General features: G+C 54.2%; 23 protein-coding genes. 13 read left to right on the plus strand and 10 right to left on the minus strand.

The genetic code is table 11. The annotated features are described in order from the left end of the window. The first annotated feature begins 341 nt into the window (after positions 1–341). From GH769_RS15255 to GH769_RS15265, 3 genes are all read left to right on the plus strand, one after another. Positions 342–1,430, plus strand: coding sequence for an asparaginase (locus GH769_RS15255; protein ID WP_019820900.1), 1,089 nt, complete (start codon positions 342–344; stop codon positions 1,428–1,430). Positions 1,431–1,621: 191 nt separating this feature from the next. Then, complete coding sequence (locus GH769_RS15260) at positions 1,622–1,873, plus strand: DUF1654 domain-containing protein (protein ID WP_014719132.1); 252 nt, start codon at positions 1,622–1,624, stop codon at positions 1,871–1,873. Between the two features lie 4 nt (positions 1,874–1,877). Then, a complete protein-coding gene (locus tag GH769_RS15265; RefSeq protein ID WP_019820898.1) occupies positions 1,878–2,567 on the plus strand; it encodes an endonuclease in 690 nt (229 codons plus the stop codon). A gap of 35 nt (positions 2,568–2,602) precedes the next feature. Here GH769_RS15265 and GH769_RS15270 read toward each other — a convergent pair whose 3' ends face one another. Further along, positions 2,603–2,968, minus strand: a complete 366-nt coding sequence (locus GH769_RS15270; protein WP_019820896.1) for an SPOR domain-containing protein — start codon at positions 2,966–2,968, stop codon at positions 2,603–2,605. A gap of 264 nt (positions 2,969–3,232) precedes the next feature. On the opposite strand from GH769_RS15270, the gene csrA reads away from it, so the two are divergent. From csrA to GH769_RS15285, 3 genes are all read left to right on the plus strand, one after another. Next, entirely contained in the window at positions 3,233–3,427 is a 195-nt protein-coding gene (gene csrA / locus GH769_RS15275; protein WP_003192511.1) for a carbon storage regulator CsrA, read from the plus strand. A gap of 210 nt (positions 3,428–3,637) precedes the next feature. Further along, the gene (locus GH769_RS15280) at positions 3,638–3,898 is read left to right on the plus strand and encodes a hypothetical protein (RefSeq protein WP_014719135.1); all 261 of its coding nucleotides are present in this window, start codon (positions 3,638–3,640) and stop codon (positions 3,896–3,898) included. Between the two features lie 98 nt (positions 3,899–3,996). Next, positions 3,997–4,293: a hypothetical protein gene (locus GH769_RS15285; protein ID WP_014719136.1), complete on the plus strand. Its 297-nt coding sequence runs from the start codon at positions 3,997–3,999 to the stop codon at positions 4,291–4,293. Here GH769_RS15285 and GH769_RS15290 read toward each other — a convergent pair. Next, positions 4,255–4,959 carry an HAD family hydrolase gene (locus GH769_RS15290; RefSeq protein ID WP_014719137.1) on the minus strand — a complete coding sequence of 235 codons (705 nt, stop codon included), beginning with the start codon at positions 4,957–4,959 and terminating at the stop codon, positions 4,255–4,257. The two genes, GH769_RS15285 and GH769_RS15290, sit on opposite strands and share 39 nt — an antisense overlap. Positions 4,960–5,143: 184 nt before the next feature. Between GH769_RS15290 and GH769_RS15295 the strand changes: the two genes are divergently transcribed. Genes GH769_RS15295 through GH769_RS15305 form a run of 3 tightly spaced genes read left to right on the plus strand, consistent with a single transcriptional unit; the run spans position 5,144 to position 7,515 of the window. Beyond that, positions 5,144–5,404: a DUF2790 domain-containing protein gene (locus tag GH769_RS15295; RefSeq protein ID WP_014719138.1), complete on the plus strand. Its 261-nt coding sequence runs from the start codon at positions 5,144–5,146 to the stop codon at positions 5,402–5,404. Positions 5,405–5,446: 42 nt separating this feature from the next. Next, positions 5,447–6,118, plus strand: a complete 672-nt coding sequence (locus tag GH769_RS15300; RefSeq protein ID WP_003192516.1) for a heavy metal response regulator transcription factor — start codon at positions 5,447–5,449, stop codon at positions 6,116–6,118. Beyond that, complete coding sequence (locus GH769_RS15305) at positions 6,115–7,515, plus strand: heavy metal sensor histidine kinase (protein ID WP_032903935.1); 1,401 nt, start codon at positions 6,115–6,117, stop codon at positions 7,513–7,515. The genes GH769_RS15300 and GH769_RS15305 overlap by 4 nt, the downstream gene beginning before the upstream one ends. 12 nt (positions 7,516–7,527) lie before the next feature. Here GH769_RS15305 and GH769_RS15310 read toward each other — a convergent pair whose 3' ends face one another. The 4 genes from GH769_RS15310 to GH769_RS15325 all read right to left on the minus strand — a co-directional run bounded on the left by GH769_RS15310 (position 7,528) and on the right by GH769_RS15325 (position 10,384). Further along, positions 7,528–8,019 (minus strand): anti-virulence regulator CigR family protein, encoded by a 492-nt coding sequence (locus tag GH769_RS15310; protein WP_014719140.1) that lies wholly within the window; start codon positions 8,017–8,019, stop codon positions 7,528–7,530. 64 nt (positions 8,020–8,083) lie between these two features. Then, positions 8,084–8,713 (minus strand): pyroglutamyl-peptidase I, encoded by a 630-nt coding sequence (gene pcp / locus GH769_RS15315; protein WP_032903936.1) that lies wholly within the window; start codon positions 8,711–8,713, stop codon positions 8,084–8,086. A 7-nt stretch (positions 8,714–8,720) separates the two neighbouring features. After that, entirely contained in the window at positions 8,721–9,671 is a 951-nt protein-coding gene (locus GH769_RS15320; protein ID WP_014719142.1) for a DUF979 domain-containing protein, read from the minus strand. Then, the gene (locus GH769_RS15325; protein WP_032903937.1) at positions 9,668–10,384 is read right to left on the minus strand and encodes a DUF969 domain-containing protein; all 717 of its coding nucleotides are present in this window, start codon (positions 10,382–10,384) and stop codon (positions 9,668–9,670) included. The genes GH769_RS15320 and GH769_RS15325 overlap by 4 nt, the downstream gene beginning before the upstream one ends. 953 nt (positions 10,385–11,337) lie before the next feature. Between GH769_RS15325 and GH769_RS29455 the strand changes: the two genes are divergently transcribed. After that, positions 11,338–11,640 (plus strand): transposase, encoded by a 303-nt coding sequence (locus GH769_RS29455; RefSeq protein ID WP_014717988.1) that lies wholly within the window; start codon positions 11,338–11,340, stop codon positions 11,638–11,640. Between the two features lie 8 nt (positions 11,641–11,648). Continuing rightward, a complete protein-coding gene (locus GH769_RS15330; protein WP_032901718.1) occupies positions 11,649–12,473 on the plus strand; it encodes an IS3 family transposase in 825 nt (274 codons plus the stop codon). 243 nt (positions 12,474–12,716) lie between these two features. Here GH769_RS15330 and GH769_RS15335 read toward each other — a convergent pair whose 3' ends face one another. Together GH769_RS15335 and GH769_RS15340 are read right to left on the minus strand one after the other, a co-directional pair. Then, positions 12,717–13,481, minus strand: coding sequence for a hypothetical protein (locus tag GH769_RS15335; RefSeq protein WP_032903789.1), 765 nt, complete (start codon positions 13,479–13,481; stop codon positions 12,717–12,719). A 330-nt stretch (positions 13,482–13,811) separates the two neighbouring features. Beyond that, complete coding sequence (locus GH769_RS15340; RefSeq protein WP_032896165.1) at positions 13,812–14,387, minus strand: hypothetical protein; 576 nt, start codon at positions 14,385–14,387, stop codon at positions 13,812–13,814. A 48-nt stretch (positions 14,388–14,435) separates the two neighbouring features. Here GH769_RS15340 and GH769_RS29115 point away from each other — a divergent pair, with 48 nt between their 5' ends. Next, positions 14,436–14,588 carry a hypothetical protein gene (locus GH769_RS29115; protein WP_238344581.1) on the plus strand — a complete coding sequence of 51 codons (153 nt, stop codon included), beginning with the start codon at positions 14,436–14,438 and terminating at the stop codon, positions 14,586–14,588. Positions 14,589–14,848: 260 nt separating this feature from the next. Next, positions 14,849–15,136, plus strand: a complete 288-nt coding sequence (locus GH769_RS29295; RefSeq protein ID WP_306108844.1) for a hypothetical protein — start codon at positions 14,849–14,851, stop codon at positions 15,134–15,136. 453 nt (positions 15,137–15,589) lie between these two features. On the opposite strand, the gene GH769_RS15355 is transcribed toward GH769_RS29295, so the two are convergent. Together GH769_RS15355 and GH769_RS15360 are read right to left on the minus strand one after the other, a co-directional pair. After that, positions 15,590–16,234, minus strand: coding sequence for a hypothetical protein (locus GH769_RS15355; RefSeq protein ID WP_032903791.1), 645 nt, complete (start codon positions 16,232–16,234; stop codon positions 15,590–15,592). 200 nt (positions 16,235–16,434) lie between these two features. Continuing rightward, positions 16,435–18,933: a DEAD/DEAH box helicase gene (locus GH769_RS15360; protein ID WP_032903828.1), complete on the minus strand. Its 2,499-nt coding sequence runs from the start codon at positions 18,931–18,933 to the stop codon at positions 16,435–16,437. Between the last annotated feature and the right edge of the window lie 2 nt (positions 18,934–18,935).

An 18,935-nucleotide genomic window follows, 5' to 3' on the forward strand; every position in this document is an offset into this window, starting at 1 on the left:
TCGGCCGCTGATACGTTTAAGCAAGCTCGCCCTCTCTGACCTTCGCTGAAACGACAGCCTGGGGGGCGAATGATCATGCAGGGTGCCCGGACAAATGGTGAACGCTTTTCGGACAACCGAACACCACAGCCCTTCTCGTTCGGAAAGCCGGACAGCACCGACCCCCACCAAACCGAAATCTTGCTTTAAGTTGTTTTAAATCAATAAGTTAATTTAAAAAAACTAACATACTCAGCCTGGTACAAATCCTGCTCTTTCTCAGCACCTCGCGGCGTTCAGAACCGCCCGGGTGTTCTAGATGAACCTGCTACAGCACTCATCAAAAACCAGAGAGAAAAATAATGAAATCTGCATTGAAGAACGTTATTCCGGGCGCCCTGGCCCTTCTGCTGCTGTTCCCCGTTGCCGCCCAGGCAAAGGAAGTTGAAAGCAAGACCAAACTGTCCAACGTGGTCATCCTCGCCACCGGCGGCACCATCGCTGGCGCCGGCGCCAGCGCGGCCAACAGCGCCACCTACCAGGCAGCCAAAGTCGGCATCGAACAACTGATCGCCGGCGTTCCTGAGCTTAGCCAGATCGCCAATGTTCGCGGCGAACAAGTAATGCAAATTGCGTCGGAAAGCATCAATAACGAAAACCTGCTGCAATTGGGTCGCCGTGTCGCCGAATTGGCCGACAGCAAGGACGTGGATGGCATCGTGATCACCCACGGCACCGACACCCTTGAAGAAACCGCCTACTTCCTGAACCTTGTGGAAAAAACCGACAAGCCTATCGTGGTCGTCGGCTCCATGCGCCCAGGCACCGCGATGTCGGCAGACGGCATGCTCAACCTGTACAACGCCGTTGCGGTCGCAGGCAGCAAGGAAGCCCGCGGCAAAGGCGTGCTGGTGACCATGAACGACGAGATCCAATCGGGTCGCGACGTCAGCAAGATGATCAACATCAAAACCGAAGCCTTCAAGAGCCCATGGGGGCCAATGGGCATGGTCGTTGAAGGCAAATCCTACTGGTTCCGCCTGCCGGCCAAGCGTCACACCATGGATTCTGAGTTCGACATCAAGACCATCAAAAGCCTGCCTGACGTTGAAATTGCCTACGGCTACGGCAACGTGAGCGACACCGCTTACAAAGCATTGGCCCAAGCGGGCGCCAAAGCGATCATTCACGCCGGTACCGGCAATGGCTCGGTATCGTCCAAGGTCGTTCCAGCATTGGTGGAATTGCGCAAGCAAGGCGTGCAGATCATTCGTTCTTCCCACGTCAACGCCGGTGGCATGGTTCTGCGTAACGCCGAACAGCCAGACGACAAATACGACTGGGTCGCCGCCCTTGACCTGAACCCGCAGAAAGCCCGCATCCTGGCCATGGTCGCACTGACCAAGACCCAGGACAGCAAGGAACTGCAACGGATCTTCTGGGAATACTGATCCCTGCTGATTCACCTGTAGATGCTTTTGTGGCGAGGGAGCTTGCTTCCTCGCCATATTCAACCCCTCTCCCCCCGCACCTCAACAAACTTCCTGATTCGCTGTCAGACGAACTTCTTGAAATTTAAGCAGTTGCGAAATTGCCTACAGTTAAATACTGTATGTGCGTACAGCCAATTAAGGAATGTTCTGTGGCAAAGCCCTCTTCCGCAGCCCCTGCATCGCCTGACGCCTACCAGCGCCTGGCTATCCGCGTGCAAAAAATCATCAATTCGACCAACGCCCAAAAAGCCAAGGCAGCGTTGATCTTCCGTTTACCCGATGAACCGGAGACCGATTGGCAACGTTTACTGGAAGAGATTTCGGAAAACGACAACGTCACCCTCGCCTATCGAGATGACGGCGGCGTGCAGATTTTCTGGGTTGTGCCGAAGGAAGATTGATTCAATGAGTGCCCGTTTTATTGCTGTGTGCTGTCTGTTTTTAACCGTCACCGCCAACGCCCAAGCCCCTCGAACCTTCAGCGAAGCCAAGAAAATCGCCTGGAAGCTTTACGCGCCGCAATCCACCGAATTTTATTGCGGCTGCAAATACACCGGTAACCGGGTCAACCTGAAAGCCTGCGGTTACATCCCCCGCAAAAACGCCAACCGCGCCGCGCGCATTGAGTGGGAACACATCGTACCGGCCTGGCAAATCGGGCATCTGCGCCAATGCTGGCAAAATGGCGGGCGAAAAAACTGCACGCGCCATGATGAGGTGTTCAAGCGCGCCGAGGCAGACCTGCACAACCTGGTGCCGAGCATCGGCGAAGTGAATGGCGACCGTAACAACTTCAGCTTTGGCTGGCTACCGGTGCAAAGCGGGCAGTATGGCTCATGCCTGACCCAGGTGGACTTCAAGGCAAAGAAAGTCATGCCGCGCCCGTCCATTCGCGGAATGATCGCACGTACGTATTTTTATATGAGCAAGCAATACGGCCTACGCCTGTCGAAGCAGGACCGGCAATTGTATGAAGCCTGGAACAAGACCTATCCGGTGCAAATCTGGGAGCGCCAGCGCAACCAGACCGTGGCTTGCGTGATGGGGCGCGGCAATGAGTTCGTCGGCCCGGTCAACCTGAAGGCCTGCGGCTGAACGTGGGCGGGGCTGCCCGCCCACTTGGCCTGCTGCTACTGCGCAGCCTTGTGTTCGATGATCTCCGACACGGTGTCGTTTTTCTTGGCCCGTGCCATTTTTTCGTTTAGCAGCGCCTGCTTGGCTTCGGCCTCGGCTTTGGTCGCGAACGGCCCCAATAGCACCTCATCCTTGCCGTCGACTTTGACGATATAGAAATTGAAGCCGTGTTCCAGCAACCAGGCGGTCAGGTCGGTGATCGCCTGCAGCTTGTGGTCCGGCGGGCCGACCCGTATATCCCACTCCTGAGCGGCAATCGCACCGGTTTGCGGCAGGCTTTCGGTCACGGCAGGCTTGGCCTTGGGGGCATCGACCGACTTACCTTCACCGCATCCGGCCAACGCCAACACCACAATTGCCATCGCTACTTTACGCACTGCCCTGCTCCTTTGAGGATCAAAGAGGCAACTTTACCATTCACTGTCTATTCTGGCCGTCATAAACGTTGGCTTAAACAATGCGAATCATGTATCGCGACCTGTATGATACCGCCATGGGAATTAATGTCGCCTCTATGCGTCCTAGAAAGAGGCAGTCACAGGGAAGCGCTTCGCAGTAAGCTACACACATCCGACACCTACCCTGTCTGAAACATGTGTCCTTAAAAGTAATTCAAGGAGAAGTCCATGCTTATACTCACCCGCAAAGTCGGTGAAAGCATAAACATCGGTGATGACATTACGATCACCATCCTGGGCGTTAGCGGCCAGCAAGTACGAATCGGCATCAACGCCCCTAAGGATGTTGCCGTGCATCGCGAGGAGATTTACCAGCGTATCCAGGCCGGCCTGACTGCACCCGACAAAAACCAGACGCCTTGAAACGCCTCCAGTAGCCAGCCTTTTCGTTCACTGTAACGGCTGGCGAAAACCCAATTGGCCTGCTCGCGTTTCCCCGCGTGACCAGCGCGCCTTGAGCTTTCCCTTCGCTGCAAGATGAAACTGTCAGGGTATCCGGAACTTGTCGCGCTATTGGCAGCCCAATTTCTGACACTTTATCCTGCCATCCGAGTGCATTTCAGGAACACGTCGATGAGGCCAGCCGCGTCGCAATCCCTTGTTTCCAGATCCTGGATGATTGCCCTGTTGATAGGGCTGACCTTCGTGGCACTCGGGTGTGGCCTGAGAATGGAAGTTGAAGGGGCCGATCCCGACACCCATTCCTGGGTGGATCTGGCGCTTCTACTCTGTGGCTACCTGCTTGTGTTCTGCCTCAAGCCCATCCAGAAGGTGATCTTGCGCAAGCTGTGTCAGCGCGCCGCTCATCGCGCCCATGAAAAAGCCGCACGCTGAGGGCGTTTAGCGGTTATCGGATCGCCGGTATTTACACCGCCGCACCACCACCTATCATTGGGCTTGCGTTGCGCAGCTAATCAAAGGTGCAAAAGCAGATGGACACCCTCAACAAATCCCAAATCGAAAAAGCCTTGGCAGAACGCCTGCCGAGCTACAGGGTTGAGTGCACGCTGCATGCCGACGGCACCCTGTCAGCCGTGCTCAGCGGCCCAGAGACCGATCACTTCGCGATTACCGGCATCGTGCGTGCGCACTATCACGGTACAGAGGCCATCAACCAGCTCGCCACCGAGATACTCAGGGAAATGGTGATGTCGCGCCAAGGCATGAAAAACAGCCGGTTGCAGGCGCTATCAGACTCCCTCGACTGCCTGGAAGGCCGAGACCGGTAACGGACTTAAGGACAGCAAGCCATCAGCCCCACGCTCGGCTTTCAACGCACTATATTCCTCGATGCAAGCATGGGCAGTCACCATCGGCGCCATGTGTGTCGAGGTCACCACCATGATATCCGCCCCCGCCGCTTCCCCAGCCTGAATGCCCACTGTGGCGTCCTCGAACACCAGGCAGTCTTGCACCGGCACGCCCAGGCGCTGGGCACCCAGCACATAACAGGCCGGATCGGGCTTGCCCGTCTTTACATCTTCGGCTGTCACCAGTACCGCCGGCACCGGAATGCCCGCCGCTTGCAGCCGGCGCACGGCCAACGCTTTTGGCGCAGAGGTGACCAACGCCCATTGATCGACGGGCAGGCTGGCCAAAAACGCCACCGCGCCGGGAACTGCCACGATGCCTTCGACATCGTCCAGCTCAGCCTCGGTGATCCATTGGGCTTCTACCTGTGGATCGACACCCGGCAACGCCTGGCGGGTGATCGTATCAATTGCGCGGGCACCATGAATGGTGTGCAGGAACGCTTCCACATCCAAGCCATGCCGTGCAGCCCAGATGCCCCACACGCGCTCCGCAGCCGCAATGGAGTTGAGCAGGGTCCCGTCCATATCGAACAGAAAGGCGCGGTAACGCCGGGTAAATACGTTTGGAGTTGGGCTGGACACTGCACGGCTTCCTCATGGGCTGGGCCCCTGCAATCTACGGATCACCTTGACGCTTGTAAACGCCGAGATCTGGCCCGTCAGTTCCGAGGCAAAAATGACGAACTTGTCATGATCCTGTTGGTTGGCTGTTGGGGTCGCCTGGTTACCGTGAGCTCACTACCCACCCGGAACGTGAGACACCACCATGAAACTGATTGCCCTGGGCTTCGCCGCTTTGCTCGTCACTGGCTCGGTATTCGCTGCCGACGCCGCCCCTGCCGCCAACGTGATCCATGACAAGACCGGCTTCTTCGTGCACCTGGATGTCGCCAAGGTGCTGTCGAGCACCGACACCTACGGCCAATGCGGGGTTGTGCCGGCGCAACTGCGCTACCTGGACCACCAAGACCGCGAACATGTGCTGGATTACCAAGTCCAGGGCACCGGTTGCGCCAATGACAATTGATCGGGCTACACTGGCGCAACTTATTGAAGCAGAGCACTTCCCATGAACATCCTTGTAGTCGAAGACGAACCCAAGGCCGGCAATTATCTGCTCAATGGCCTGCAGGAACTGGGGCATTGTGTGAGCCTGGCCCGCGATGGCGTGGACGGTTTGCACCAGGCCCTTGAAACGCCCTTCGACGTGATCGTACTCGACGTGATGATGCCGAAAATGGATGGCTGGGAAGTGCTGCGTCGCCTGCGCAAAGAGGCCGATACGCCGGTGCTGTTCCTCACCGCCCGCGATGACATCGCCGACCGCATCAAAGGCCTTGAATTGGGTGCCGATGACTACCTGATCAAGCCCTTTTCGTTCGCCGAACTGGTGGCGCGCCTGCGTACCCTCAACCGTCGTGGCCCGAGCCGGGATGAAGAGCAACTGCACATCGCCGACCTGCACATTGACGTACTCAAACGTCGGGTCACCCGCGCCGGCACGCGCATTACCCTGACCAACAAAGAGTTCGCCCTTCTGCACCTGTTTGCCACGCACCAGGACCAAGTGCTGTCCCGCTCGCTGATTGCTTCGCGGGTATGGGACATGAACTTCGACAGCGACACTAATGTGGTGGATGTCGCCGTGCGCCGCCTGCGCCTGAAAATCGACGACCCGTTCCAGCTCAAGCTGATCCACAGCGTGCGGGGCATTGGCTACCGCTTCGATACCCAGCCATGAGCCGCCAGCACCCTTACTCCCTGACCCTGCGCCTGGCATTGATCTTCGCCCTGCTCGCCTTCGCCCTGCTGGCAACCCTGGGCGTGGCGCTGTACCGGGAGCTGGAGCGCGAACTGATCCGCCGCGATGACGCCGCGCTGATATCGCGAGTGGATCAGTTGCGCAACCTGCTTAACGACAGCAATACCTTGGACTTGATCAAGACCAAGCCAGAGCTGTTCCAGAACATGTTGGGCAACCGCGAATCGGTGCTGAGTATCGCCGCACCCGGCCAGCAGCCGCTGCTGCTGGTAAACCCGGGAAATATTGAGTTGCCGTCGATCCAGCCGCTGCCCAAGGATCACCGGCTCATATTGAGCGACGTGCAACATTTGCCAGGCCTGAACGGCATTCCCTTCTCGCTGGTGGCCGTGGACATCGACTCCGGCGACCTGGGCAGTTTGCAAATCACCAGCGGCCGCCTGATGACCGAGCGCACCGCCGTGCTCGCCAGTTATCGACTCAGCGTCTACATCCTGGCGAGTATCGCCGCGATCATCCTGGCGCTGGTGGGTTACCTGCTGGTTCATCGCGGCTTGCTGCCGTTGCGCCGCCTGGCCCGGCATGCCCAAGGGATCGGCGTCAGCAATCTGGCCGAACGCCTCGACAGCCACGGCGCGCCGAAAGAATTGCTGCCCATGATCGACTCGTTCAACACCATGCTTGAGCGCCTGGCCAAAGGTTTTGTACAACTGGGCCAAGTGTCCACCGATATGGCCCACGAACTGCGCACCCCGATCAACAACCTGCTCGGCGAAACCCAGGTGGCCCTGCAGCAGCAGCGCAGCATCGAGAGCTACCAGCAACTGCTGGCCTCCAATGTCGAAGAGCTGGAGCGCCTGGCGCGGATGCTCGACAACATGCTGTTCCTGGCCCGCACCGACCCCGCCAGCGCACTGCGCCAACGCCAGGCGCTGGACGCGGCGGATGAAGTGGAACGCATCGCGGATTACTTCGAGGGGCTGGCCGGTGATGTGGACATGCACATCACGGCCTTGGGCGAAGGGGTGATCTGGGCTGAACCGATGCTGCTGCGCCGTGCCTTGGCCAACCTGTGTGCCAACGCCATCAAGTATGGCGCGCCGGGCTCGGAGCTGAGTATCCAGGCAGTGCCGGATGGCGCGGGCATCAACCTGAAAGTCAGCAACCAAGGCCAGACGATCCCGGCTGAGCACCTGCCGCGGCTGTTCGAACGGTTCTACCGGGTCGATGAATCCCGCGAGCGGTCATCCCAGTCCAACGGCCTGGGGCTCTCGATCGTGGCGACCATCATGCAGCTGCATAACGGGCGGTACCGCGTCAGCAGTGAAGATGGCGTGACCTGTTTTGAGTTGTTTTTCCCCGGCCGTGAAGCCTGAGGGCGCTGCACCTCAATCAAACGCACCGTTCAGAACTTCGTAGATGATACCGGTCGCAATGGCCACCAATATCAAGTCGGTTCCCGCTTGCTGCCATTCGTAACCATCATAACGAGGCAACTGCCCCAGCAAGCGGCCGTCCAGCTTCTTGGCAATACCAGGCGGCAGGGGCTTGCCGCGTGCCAGGTTTTTCTGAATGCCAGGCGGTAAGGCTGGCCCTGGGCGCCAATAATCGCGGTGACCGCCCAGCACGTTCAGTACAAGACCGCGATCAACGCTGAAGTCGTTCCTGGATTGGCCGCCCTTGTCTTTGGCCTTACCCGGCCCGCCCTGGGCATTACCTTTGTTATTACCGTGACCTTTGCCGTTGTCCTGCCCACCATAGGCGTCACCCTTGTTATTGCCTTGGCCTTTGCCATTACCTGGATCTGCAAGGGCAAGGCCACTGGTGACGGACAGTGCAAGCGACAACGCAGCCGATACAAGTTTCGTACGCTTTAACATGGCGACTTTCCGAGGCAAGGGTGTGCTGGAACTGTAGTTGAAATTGCAACACAGCGTACAGCTGTCAGCTGATCTGGCCACCGGCAAGGACGACATCCGCCTGGGTTTGCCAGGCTGCCAGCGCCGCAACCCGCAGCCCTTCCACGGTTGTCGATAGCACCATCGACGGCTCGCTCGATCCGGGCAAGCCGGGAACGTGAATAAACCCACTGCGCACCCCAGTCCCCACCAAGGCGTGCTGCAAACGATAAAACACCTGGTTGCACACAAACGTACCCGCCGTCTGCGATACCGAGGCCGCAATACCCGCCTCACGCACCGCCTTGACCATGCCCTTGATCGGCAACGTCGAGAAGTACGCCGCCGGGCCGCCCTCCACCACTGAGGTATCAATTGGCTGAACGCCCAGATTGTCGGGAATACGCGCATCGTTAACGTTGATCGCAACGCGCTCGATGGAAATATCACTGCGCCCAGGCCCCAGGCCCGTGGCGATGACCATTGCCGGCTGCAGTTCGTTGATCAACTGCAGCAAGGTCTCGGCCGCGGTGGCAAATGCGCAGGGCAAGCAACGCGCAACTATCTTCACGCCCTCGCTCAACGGCACACCGTCCAACTGGCGCACGGCCTCCCAAGAAGGGTTTACCGCCGCCTTATCAAAGGGCTCGAAGCCCGTCAGCAATACGTTTTGCACAATGACCTCACATCAACAGGTAAAGCAGCACGATATTGACCACCAGCATCATCAGCGCCGTGGGTATCTGGGCCTTGATCACCGCATTTTTGTCCGGCAGTTCCAGTAGCGCCGCCGGTACGATATTGAAGTTGGCCGCCATGGGCGTCATCAACGTACCGCAATAGCCCGAGAACATACCAATGGCCGCCATCACCGCAGGGTTGCCACCGTAAATCCCCACCAGCACCGGCACGCCGACGCCACCGGTCATCACCGGAAAGGCCGCAAAACCATTGCCCATGATCACGGTAAACAAGGCCATGCCCAACACATAGACCATCACCGCCACCAACTTGTAGTCCAGGTTGATGTAGGTGGTGGTGACATGAGCGACCGCCGTGCCCACCCCGGCCTCATTGAACAACAGCCCGAGCATCGCCAGCATTTGCGGGAGCACCATGGCCCAACCCAGGGCTTCGGTCAGGCGACGGGATTCGCGCAACGCTTGCACCGGCGTATCACGGGTCAGCCAGCAGGCCAGGCCAAGGGCGATCAGGCAACCGATGCCGAGGGAGACAAAGGTCGTGTTCTTCGGGTCCAGCAGCGGTACACCACCGATTTCGGTGTGTTTGAGCAACACTGAGCCAATCACCGTGGTCAGCGGAATCGCCAACGCCGGGATGAACAATTTGTGGCCCAGGCGCCCGGCACTGGCGCGAGACGCCTTGTCGTGCAATTGGGCATGGCGGCCACGACCAACGCCGCCCAAGCCCGCAATCAATGCCATCACCACCACACCCACTCCGATGACCACCGAAGGCAAGCGCTCGCCTATAAGGAACGGTACGGCGAACAACAACCAGAACAGCGCACTGGACCAGCGCTTGGGGTGGGAACGGTCGAGCAGGATCATGCCGGCGGTGATCAGCAACAGCACGCCCGCCAGCCAGTACAGGTATTGAATGGAAATAATCATTGAGCAGCCTCCACTGGAGCGGTGGCCGAGCTCATTTCGCGGGTCAAGCGCCGGTCGAAACGATGCAACCGGATAGCGTGAATGATGAAGGCGCAGATCGCCGTCGGGATGCCCCACACCGCAATGTGCAGCGGCTCCACATCAATCCCCGAGCCAAGCAGGAAGGTGTGCATCAACGCAATCGCACCAAAGGCCACGAAGATGTCCTCACCAAAGAACAACCCGACGTTGTCGGTGGCAGCGCACATGGCCAGTACCTTGTGGCGTAGCTTGTCAGGCAGCTTGCCATAACGTTTTTCTGCGGCGCCCTCGGCCATCGGCGCCAGCAGCGGCCGCACCATCTGCGGATGCCCACCCAGGCTGGTCAATCCCATGGCAGCCGTGGACTCACGCACAAACAGATAAATGATCAGCAAGCGCCCGACCGTGGCGCGTTCGAAGCGTGCAATCCAGTTCTGCGCATGCAGGCGCAGGCCATGGCGTTCCAGCAGGCCAATCACCGCCAGCGGCAATAACAGAATCAGTTGCAAGGCACGGGTCTGAAGGAAGCCATCGCCCATGGTGGCGAGAATTTTTTCCAGCGGGAACTGTGCGGCAAGCCCGGTGGCGATGGCGGCCGCGGTGACCACCAACAGCGGATTGAAGCGCAATACAAAGCCGAACACGATGACAAGTACGCCGATCAACGGCCATAAGTTCACAACAGTTTGCATGGCGAAGAGGTCCTTTAGTGCGCGCTGCGGCGCCATTACAGCAGGATGTGGGCAAAGGGCTCACAGCATGAAAATGGCGTGCAATCGGCTCGGTTTTTTATTGTTGACCTGGAAGGTCGAGCGTCAGTGGCGGCAACTTTGCTGCCTGGGGACGGGGGTGTCCAACAAGAAAAATTGTTGCTGCAAACCAATAATTTTTGTGGGGGGATGGCATCGGGGGTACGGCACCATGGAGAGATTCAGCGCAGTTTTTTTGGAAAAGACGGGAGGATGAACTCGCTATGGCGTCGGCAGGGAAAATTCCTGATCTGCACCTATACTCCACGGTGCAGCTGTGTGTACTTGCAGTTCATTCACGGTGTCACGCCGACAATGAGGGTTCCCGCTATGTATGCCGGACAAATGAGTAATATGGCGACCACGCTTGGCGAAATACGCTGCCAGCTGTTCGCCCAGGTAATTTGCCTGCTGGCGGTGGCGACGCTTTTCGCCTGATCGAATATTCAAGCACTCAAAGGACGCCGCCAGGCGTCTTGGCTTTGCTGTGCCCAAATTTCGACGAGACTCTGACGCCCACTGGCGGCACAACCTATTCGGCTCTTGATGGCGTGGTTATTCGCCACTTACTACGGCTTCGGCTGACTTCTGCAGGTTCATCTCGTCGCCTCTCGGCACTTGGTAGCACAACGGCAAAACTACAAATCTCCCAGGGTAATTCGCTCGACCTTCTTGGTTATGCCTTTCGGATCTACGTCACAGCGTTCCGTGCAAGTATTGGGCTTTGGCGATTATTGCAACCTTACCCCGCCGTGCCGCCTCATCCGCTTCCTGTTCGTCAGGCCAGCATTTTGCCTCGGGCTTCCCTCAGTTTCGCAGTCACCCTGAACTGGCCTAATGATTTTGGACACTTCAATCGGGCGTTATGATAGCGCCCAAATCTGAGGTGTTTGGATATGCGTAAATCTTATTCGAGTGAGTTCAAGCTCAAGGCTGCCAGCATGGTGCTGGATGAAGGCCAGCCGGTTACTGAGGTCTGTGCCAGCCTAGATATCGGCCCCACTGCTCTACGCCGCTGGGTCGATCAAGTGCAGAAAGAACGCCTGGGTTCGACCCCGGTAGGGGCCAAGGCGATTACCGCTGATCAGCGAGAAATCCAGAGGCTCAAAGCCCTACTCAGGGAGAAAGACCTGGACATTGAAATCCTAAAAAAGGCCAGTGCTCTCCTGCTTTTGGACGCCAAAGATCATTCACGCTGATCGATGAGCTGGACGAGCAATACGGCGTTAAAAGGTGTTGCCGGGCGTTTGGGATCAACCGTAGTAGTTTCTACGCCTGGCGCCAGCGCCAGGGCAGAGCAAATCCTGAACGGGACAAGCTCAAAGCCGCGCTGGTCAAGCACCACAGGGCGTCCAGAGAGTCGGCCGGCGCACGTACTTTGTCCAAGGAGCTAAAAGCCAAAGGGCATCGTATCGGACGTTATATGGCTCGCAGTTTGATGCGCGAAGCTGGCATCGCTAGTCGTCAGCGCAGGCGCCATAAGTACAAGTCGCCGGGCGTTGAGGCATTGGTTGCGCCGCACGTGCTCAAGCGAAAATTTGATGTAACGGCGGTTAACCAGGTGTGGTGTGGCGACGTAACTTACATCAAGGTCGGCAAGCGATGGATGTACTTCGCCGCCGTTCTGGATTTGTACGCTCGGAGGATCGTGGGTTGGTCGTTCTCGATGATTTCTGATGCCAATCTGACCTGCGAAGCGCTACGCATGGCGGTTGAGCTACGCGGCCGCCCCCAGGATGTGTTGTTTCATTCAGACCAAGGTTGTCAGTACACCAGTCATAAATTCCGAAACGAGCTTGTGAAACACGGATTTAGACAAAGTATGAGCCGTAAAGGCGAGTGCTGGGACAACGCCCCCATGGAGCGTTTCTTTGGTAGTTTGAAATCAGAGTGGGTTCCTGAAACGGGCTACAAACTGGAACATGAGGCCCGGGCAGACGTGCAGCGCTATGTCTCGCGCTACAACATCAGCAGGCCTCACAGCTACAACGACTACCGGTCGCCGGTCGCGAAGGAAAGGTTGGTGGCGTGAACCTTAATCGGTGTCCAAGATTACTTGACCAGTTCACCCGCGCCCCCCCTTGCCTCTGGCTAACACTTCCCCCTTGCCGGGTGTGTAGAGAACTTCCACCTCCAAGTCACCAGCGAGGCCACCGCATCGCAAACTGGTTGCGCTTGCGCGCAACGCGCCATGCATGGCGCACCATAAAAACTTCGGCATGGCTGAGGTTGGTTTTTTTGATATAAGCGATCCAGGAAATAGATCGAGTTTTCTCTATTCCGGGGACTTCCCTTTGTTAGAGCTCGAGAGGTCGAACAGTTTTTTTAGCTCGGCAAGATCTTTCTTGGCTCGTGTAATTTCGTAAAGCCGATCGTTTCGCTCTTCCTCTGCAATCAGCGCGAATAATTTGGCAACAAGCCCGTCCGGAAGCTGATGCTCGTCGTCACTGTGCCCGCTGCGAATTGATAATTTAGCCTCTCCTTCCGAAGAAGCTTTTAGGTCATCAAAGAACGCTTCGTTAACCCCCAAATCATGATCATTAGGAGTAATCCCCTTTTCACCAAGTTCTTTGATGACAGGATCAGCAACACATCGAGCGAGCGAGGCAAAATCCCGTTCGCTCATCTCCATGAGATTAAGAACGTCTCCTCTCTCGAGCTTCTGAGGCAGGGACTTACCGGCTGGCAGCCAAGCTGAAAGATCTAGCGAGCGAGACAGCCCATCGTATTTGAGTTCAGAACTTAGGACGGTGAATGGCACAAGTCCTTCAGATAGCACTCGCACGGACCAAGAACTACCCTCATATTCTTGATAAACCTTAGCGCGCGGCCGCTCCTTTTCAGCCTGTTTCGATGATTGAGAAAGAGCCACCCAAACTGCTGCGAATGTGCCTGCTGCCGCCAACCAATCACCCAAACTGCCCAAATTAGGAACAAAACGAACTGTTGATTGAGGGTTCATATTAATACCGACAACCAACCCTAAGAGGGCAAAAAGCGCCCCTCCGATGCAAACCCCTGTCACCGTCTTCCAATGCATAAACCCTCCTTAGGTAGAAGGCATTTATATCAAACAATACAATCAAATCGCCACTACTCTATACGACAACCTGCAATCCTCGCATGATTAGGTAATCGGCAAACTGCGTCCTGCTCGGTGCGTATGGAGGCGGACGCATGCGTAAACCGGACGTATCGCGGTTCAGTAGCGTCCGCCGGCCGCTTGGCTCAGTGCAGATCAGTCACTGATACGGAAGAAAGCGCAGAGCTAAAATGGTATCTGGCCCAAGGCGATAAAGCAGCCTGGGACTACTTCATCGCCGAGCAGTCAGCTGCCTGATCAGCCCCTACCTATTGCGCTGAGCGCAGCTTAAAAATCAGCAGCCCTGATTACCTCGACCCCGCCACTATATTCGTCTGCAAAAGAAGTTAAGCTCACTAAAGCCTTTTCGGGGGCGCCGTGGAGTATCCACAAAGACTTTAGGCTTTCATCAGACTGATACCCTTGAGTGGATATTTGATCTAGAACTTTGTGCATTCGATTTGCGTACAGGGCTATGTTCTGCACTTCCCTAGCGACCAAAGCTCCAGGGAGTTCGTAAATAGGAAGCCTTGCAATCCATAGCGCTGCGGCCTCAAGAGCTTCCCTATGTAGGGGTGCACTCCCCTCAATGATGATGTCTGGCATCTTCCTGGCTACCTCAATGACGCGCCTGGCAACAATTTCAGCAACCTCGACTGTAGCCCTCAGCGACGCAATACGCTGAAGCCTTGCTTCTTCCGATACGTGGTTCACCTGGTCTCGAAACAACTTTTGCGACTGGCGTCCTTGCTGCCGTGCAACGCCTATAGCAACACCCAATGCCAAGAGCGATCCAATCGCCTGAACCCATGACGCTAATCCTGGGTGATGTTCGATCCAAAAAGAAATACTTTCCCAGCTCATCGCCCGCTCTCCTGCAAATCTCGGAACTATAACCGGCGAGGGTCCCCTATGTCCGCACAACAGAAATTACCTCAGTTCATCCATGACCAGCCGAGCATGGGCCTGCCGTTCGAAAAGGAACTGCTAGTCGGCCTGTCCGCCGGCAATGCCGGCACCGACACCGGCATCGCACGGACATACCGGAGCCGGACGTGGCCGTGAACCACAACCAAATCGCCCTGGCTGTGCATCGCCAACCACCCAAACACAGCGCATTACGTAGCCGACGTGTAAGAGGCCCCTAGTTGGCACACAAGCACACATGGCGTGGATGAATCCGTATCGACCAGCAGCACAGGCGGTACCCATCACCCCCTGGCGCAGCCCCTGGCAGCACCGTTTCTCACCGAATGCGCCAATGGATCATCGCAGCGTAACTTCGACGTGCAGGAAGCGCTACGCACTCCGGCCGCCCAGGTGACATGTGGTCATTTCGCGATTGCAGTGTGTTATCTGACCCGTGCAACCAGCCGGATGATGTGGTTCGACAAGAGGACCAGCGCGCCCTGTTCGGGGACATCCGCGATGAAGAGCATGTGCGGTGCGATGGCCGGGTGCTGAAAGCTGAGCCCGACGTTATGATGGACTTTCGACACCTGCCATTCCCCGACGCCAGCTTCAACATGCTGGTGTTCGATCCATCGCACCTGATGTGGTGCGCGCCGGTGTGGAAGCTGGTTGCGGCTGAAGTACGGACCCCGGACCGGTGACTGGCGCGACGATCTTCGAAAGGGGTGCGCCGAATGCTTCCGCGTTCTGCGGCCAAGTCAGTTCCTCGTCTTCAAGTGGAACGAACCCCAGATACGGGTCAGCACGATTCTTGCCCTCACCGAAGAACAACCGCTGTTTGGCCACAAGTCCGGGACGCGTGAGAAAACACACTGGATCACGGTTATGAAGAGGGGGGAGGAAAAAATAGTCGGGAAACCGACACTCCACCAACCCGCACCACTCACACTTCTGACACCAAAAGAAAGGTGCGTAATAAAAGCCTCAATTACCGTTTACAGAACCATTGATACTCCCAAGACAAGTCAACTTCGATTGGTTGCAGATGATCTGCACAAAATTTAAATCTTGGTTAAAGCGAAAGAATAACCCCCTAGCACGGGCAATATAGGGGGTTTTAGAAAAGCGTTAGCTACTCGATATTGAAAATTTACTTATTTTTTATCGGATATCGCGTTAACAGGGCGAATTTGAAATTTTCTACTATAACGGGGTGATTTAAAGTAACGACCGACCTTTTCCGCCGTATCAATCAATGCATCCATCGCCTCCTCCAATCCTTCTTCCATATAAGCAATCGAATCTTCATTAGAATGAATTCCGATATCATCATTGATAGTCTTGCAAGGAACGAAAGGGTGAGCAATTTCTTCCATATACTGGTAAAAAGCACCTTTTGCCATTACCAAACCAAATCGTCGCCAAGCGTATTTTCGCCCCCAATAATAACCGTTGACTGCTCGATGTTTGACACGATCATCATTTTTCCCTTTGTTTTCTGCAAGTTTATCCAGAGAAAAATGCTTGGCCGCTGAATAACTCAGCAACTTATTGACGCTGTCCGCCTTCCCCAAAGCTGAAGGTTCAATGATATTTCTACCATCACGCTCCGTTATAAAACCAATATTGTAACGATCACCGTTTACAAGCTCCGCAGCGCTACTATTCGTTTCGAACTGATAAAGAGTCTCAGCGGTCGCAGGCGTGAACTGGTGTAAAAACTTACCGCTTGGAAGCCCAGTTATCGTATAGTTCCTAACAATAACATCATGAATCGTATATAAATTCCGTGATTTCATTTTCTCATCCCTGCCCTTATGGTGCCGCGCTCACACAAGATAATGGCATTTTGACTCAATAGCAAATCCACACCCGCGCTACCGAGCCAATTACCTATATAAATCGTAGGGTAGATACTGTTGGGTATAGATTAGCAAGTAAAATCCACCGACGGCCATCTTTCACTATCCAACATTACCAATGCATCATATGTAAAACACTATTGCTGACCAAGAATTTCCTTTATCTCCTTTATACAAACTCTGGGAATTTTCAACGAGTCAACATTGCTTCTCGCAATCACTGACGCAAAGTCCTCCACTTCCACTGAATCCCCCCAATCCAACATTTTCCCTAAACGCAGTGCTGTGAATCTAGAAAACCCAAGTGACATCAAGCTTAGCTCAACGCTGGAACATGCTCCAAACTCAAGAAAAGTGTGATAAGCCGCTTGTCGTGCTTCATCTTCAGAAAGCCCCTTGTTCTTAAGGCAATAACTAATGACATCTTCATACGCGCTAAAATACTTCACAAGCTTAAAGCGTATGTCAGATTCTATAATCCCTAACAACTCCCTAATGATAGTAGAAGTCTTAGTAGAGAAATTATCTTGACGCCTGATATAATTAACTCGATCCCTAATCAGAACATTTATAGGCGTTCCAGTTACCCACTGATGAGATAAATAGCAAACCCAACTTCTAAATTTTTGGCTTTCAGCCCACTGAAACACATCAGATATCATATCAATGGCTCTTACCATTCGATGATAACCACCCACAGCATAAGGGTTCAATAACGAAAATTCTTCTGTGTAGACCGCTCCATGCAGCTTATCGTAAAGCATCTGCAAATGGTCCGGCCTTAGACTACTATGAGACTCCAGAATTTCTTGAGGCAGCGTTATTGTCAAATTTTGAACGTGCCTCAAATTTTGAGCTAACACTTCAGAGTTTTCCACTGTTTGGTATTTTTTTATAATCTCGCTTTCTTCATTTTCGATTACTTCGCGATAAAGTCGGCTGAAACCTGCTTCCGCGAAATCTTTCTTGTCGGCATCAATCTCCCCAGTCATGAGACTATGAATGATGGAACCACCATCATCCATAAGTTTTTGCATCGAAGCTTTCACCTCTTGAAGGTTGTCACCTTTATAAGATTGCTCTTCCCAATCACTTGGTCTGATACACCAAATATTGCCATGAAACTCTTGCAGCAGCCTGCCAGCGCGTCCAGAAAGGTTTAGGAAATCTGATCGAGACATTGGCTTTGTCCCACTATGAGGATTTTCTATTACAATATGCTTTGCTGGTAGATTAACGCCTTGCAACAACGTACTAGTGCAGCAAAGAAATCGGATTTCACCCGCCTTGAACAAATCTTCAACACCAGATCGAATTATCGATGGCATAACCCCGTAGTGAAAGGCTACTCCTGATGCTAAACTAACTGCCAACGGATAGTCTTCATGCACCTCAGCTTTAATAAAGTTGATAAAGTCTTTTACATCTTCTGAAATCAAAGGCTTTTCGCTAACTAACAATAACTCTTCCGCAACCTTCTCTGCCTGACCGGGCCCATCGGCAAATATAATTGTAGATTCATCGCTGCCCGTTATCTCATTGGCAAAGCAAGCCCTCTGTTTCGTCCGAGAGCCTCTAAAACTAAAATCAACAGAAGCATTCCCAAGATTAACACTTCGACCACCGGCAAGTAAAGACGCATTAATAAAGCTTGGCTGCCGTGAAACTTCGGATATAAGAATAAGATTCTGTGATACAGGTGATACGGTCTCTGTAAAATAAACCCCCTCATCTTGGCGCCCGAACAAACTCAAAAAATAACCGGGGTTACTTATAAGGGGACTTGCGAATAATATAGAGGCTGAAGGATGCTTAACAAGCGCCAAATCTACCGCACTTTGCAATGTAATACCGCGATTCCCCTTCTGTATCTCGTGTGCCTCATCTACAAATATAGATGTAATACTTTTTTTATTATTTTCCGGCTTAAGCAGACTTAGCAGCCTCTCAGGAGTTAACACATATATGATATTTTTTATGTTCCGTGAAACCTTAAGAGGAAATGGTGCAGTTCTAACTAAAACACCCTCAATATTTTCAGACTTAATAGTTCGCCTTACCCTTGAAGAAACCTCAGATATAAGTGCTCTTGTGGGGACTATATAGACTATATTCTCCTCAGCTCCACTCTTTAGCCTTCTTACTAGATCAAGATTTAGGATAAACGATTTGCCGGCAGACGTTGGTGCAGACACACTTACAGAGTTTTGGTTTTCTAGTGATGTGTAAAGCTTGTGCTGAAAGTCAGTTAGTATCACTTCGTCAGCAACCGTGTTCTCCACCTCTCTAGCTATACGTTCTAATGACAGCATCAGCGACGGAGAAAAATCCTCCAACTCCCTATATCTTTCCCGTAAGAGGGTTCTCCCCGGAAAATTACCAATCCTAGAAAAGATAATATCAGCAGCCTGAACTATTTTGGGCTTATCGTTGGAAGCACATTCGACGAGACGGCTTATCACTTCATAAGCTAGAGCCAATTCTTCAGGCTCATCCGAAAGAGATAGAATTGACGAAACACCTATCAACCTTCTCACCTCTTCCGAATTTAACTCCGCCTTATCTCTATGCCCCGGCAGCAAATGATCAACACTATATTTAAATAGCTTATCTATATCCGCTTGAAACTTACCCATCT

Source organism: Pseudomonas sp. CFSAN084952, from assembly GCF_009648855.1.
GTDB classification, from domain to species: domain Bacteria; phylum Pseudomonadota; class Gammaproteobacteria; order Pseudomonadales; family Pseudomonadaceae; genus Aquipseudomonas; species Aquipseudomonas paracarnis.

Excerpts from the sequence above, each read along its gene's own strand:
- GH769_RS15255 (WP_019820900.1), top strand. The coding sequence starts at position 342 with ATGAAATCTGCATTGAAGAACGTTATTCCGGGCGCCCTGGCCCTTCTG.
- GH769_RS15265 (WP_019820898.1), top strand. The coding sequence starts at position 1,878 with ATGAGTGCCCGTTTTATTGCTGTGTGCTGTCTGTTTTTAACCGTCACC.
- GH769_RS15270 (WP_019820896.1), bottom strand. The coding sequence starts at position 2,968 with ATGGCAATTGTGGTGTTGGCGTTGGCCGGATGCGGTGAAGGTAAGTCG.
- csrA (WP_003192511.1), top strand. The coding sequence starts at position 3,233 with ATGCTTATACTCACCCGCAAAGTCGGTGAAAGCATAAACATCGGTGAT.
- GH769_RS15280 (WP_014719135.1), top strand. The coding sequence starts at position 3,638 with ATGAGGCCAGCCGCGTCGCAATCCCTTGTTTCCAGATCCTGGATGATT.
- GH769_RS15285 (WP_014719136.1), top strand. The coding sequence starts at position 3,997 with ATGGACACCCTCAACAAATCCCAAATCGAAAAAGCCTTGGCAGAACGC.
- GH769_RS15295 (WP_014719138.1), top strand. The coding sequence starts at position 5,144 with ATGAAACTGATTGCCCTGGGCTTCGCCGCTTTGCTCGTCACTGGCTCG.
- GH769_RS15300 (WP_003192516.1), top strand. The coding sequence starts at position 5,447 with ATGAACATCCTTGTAGTCGAAGACGAACCCAAGGCCGGCAATTATCTG.
- GH769_RS15305 (WP_032903935.1), top strand. The coding sequence starts at position 6,115 with ATGAGCCGCCAGCACCCTTACTCCCTGACCCTGCGCCTGGCATTGATC.
- GH769_RS15310 (WP_014719140.1), bottom strand. The coding sequence starts at position 8,019 with ATGTTAAAGCGTACGAAACTTGTATCGGCTGCGTTGTCGCTTGCACTG.
- GH769_RS15320 (WP_014719142.1), bottom strand. The coding sequence starts at position 9,671 with ATGATTATTTCCATTCAATACCTGTACTGGCTGGCGGGCGTGCTGTTG.
- GH769_RS15325 (WP_032903937.1), bottom strand. The coding sequence starts at position 10,384 with ATGCAAACTGTTGTGAACTTATGGCCGTTGATCGGCGTACTTGTCATC.
- GH769_RS29455 (WP_014717988.1), top strand. The coding sequence starts at position 11,338 with ATGCGTAAATCTTATTCGAGTGAGTTCAAGCTCAAGGCTGCCAGCATG.
- GH769_RS15335 (WP_032903789.1), bottom strand. The coding sequence starts at position 13,481 with ATGCATTGGAAGACGGTGACAGGGGTTTGCATCGGAGGGGCGCTTTTT.
- GH769_RS15340 (WP_032896165.1), bottom strand. The coding sequence starts at position 14,387 with ATGAGCTGGGAAAGTATTTCTTTTTGGATCGAACATCACCCAGGATTA.
- GH769_RS29115 (WP_238344581.1), top strand. The coding sequence starts at position 14,436 with ATGTCCGCACAACAGAAATTACCTCAGTTCATCCATGACCAGCCGAGC.
- GH769_RS29295 (WP_306108844.1), top strand. The coding sequence starts at position 14,849 with ATGTGGTCATTTCGCGATTGCAGTGTGTTATCTGACCCGTGCAACCAG.
- GH769_RS15355 (WP_032903791.1), bottom strand. The coding sequence starts at position 16,234 with ATGAAATCACGGAATTTATATACGATTCATGATGTTATTGTTAGGAAC.
- GH769_RS15360 (WP_032903828.1), bottom strand. The coding sequence starts at position 18,933 with ATGGGTAAGTTTCAAGCGGATATAGATAAGCTATTTAAATATAGTGTT.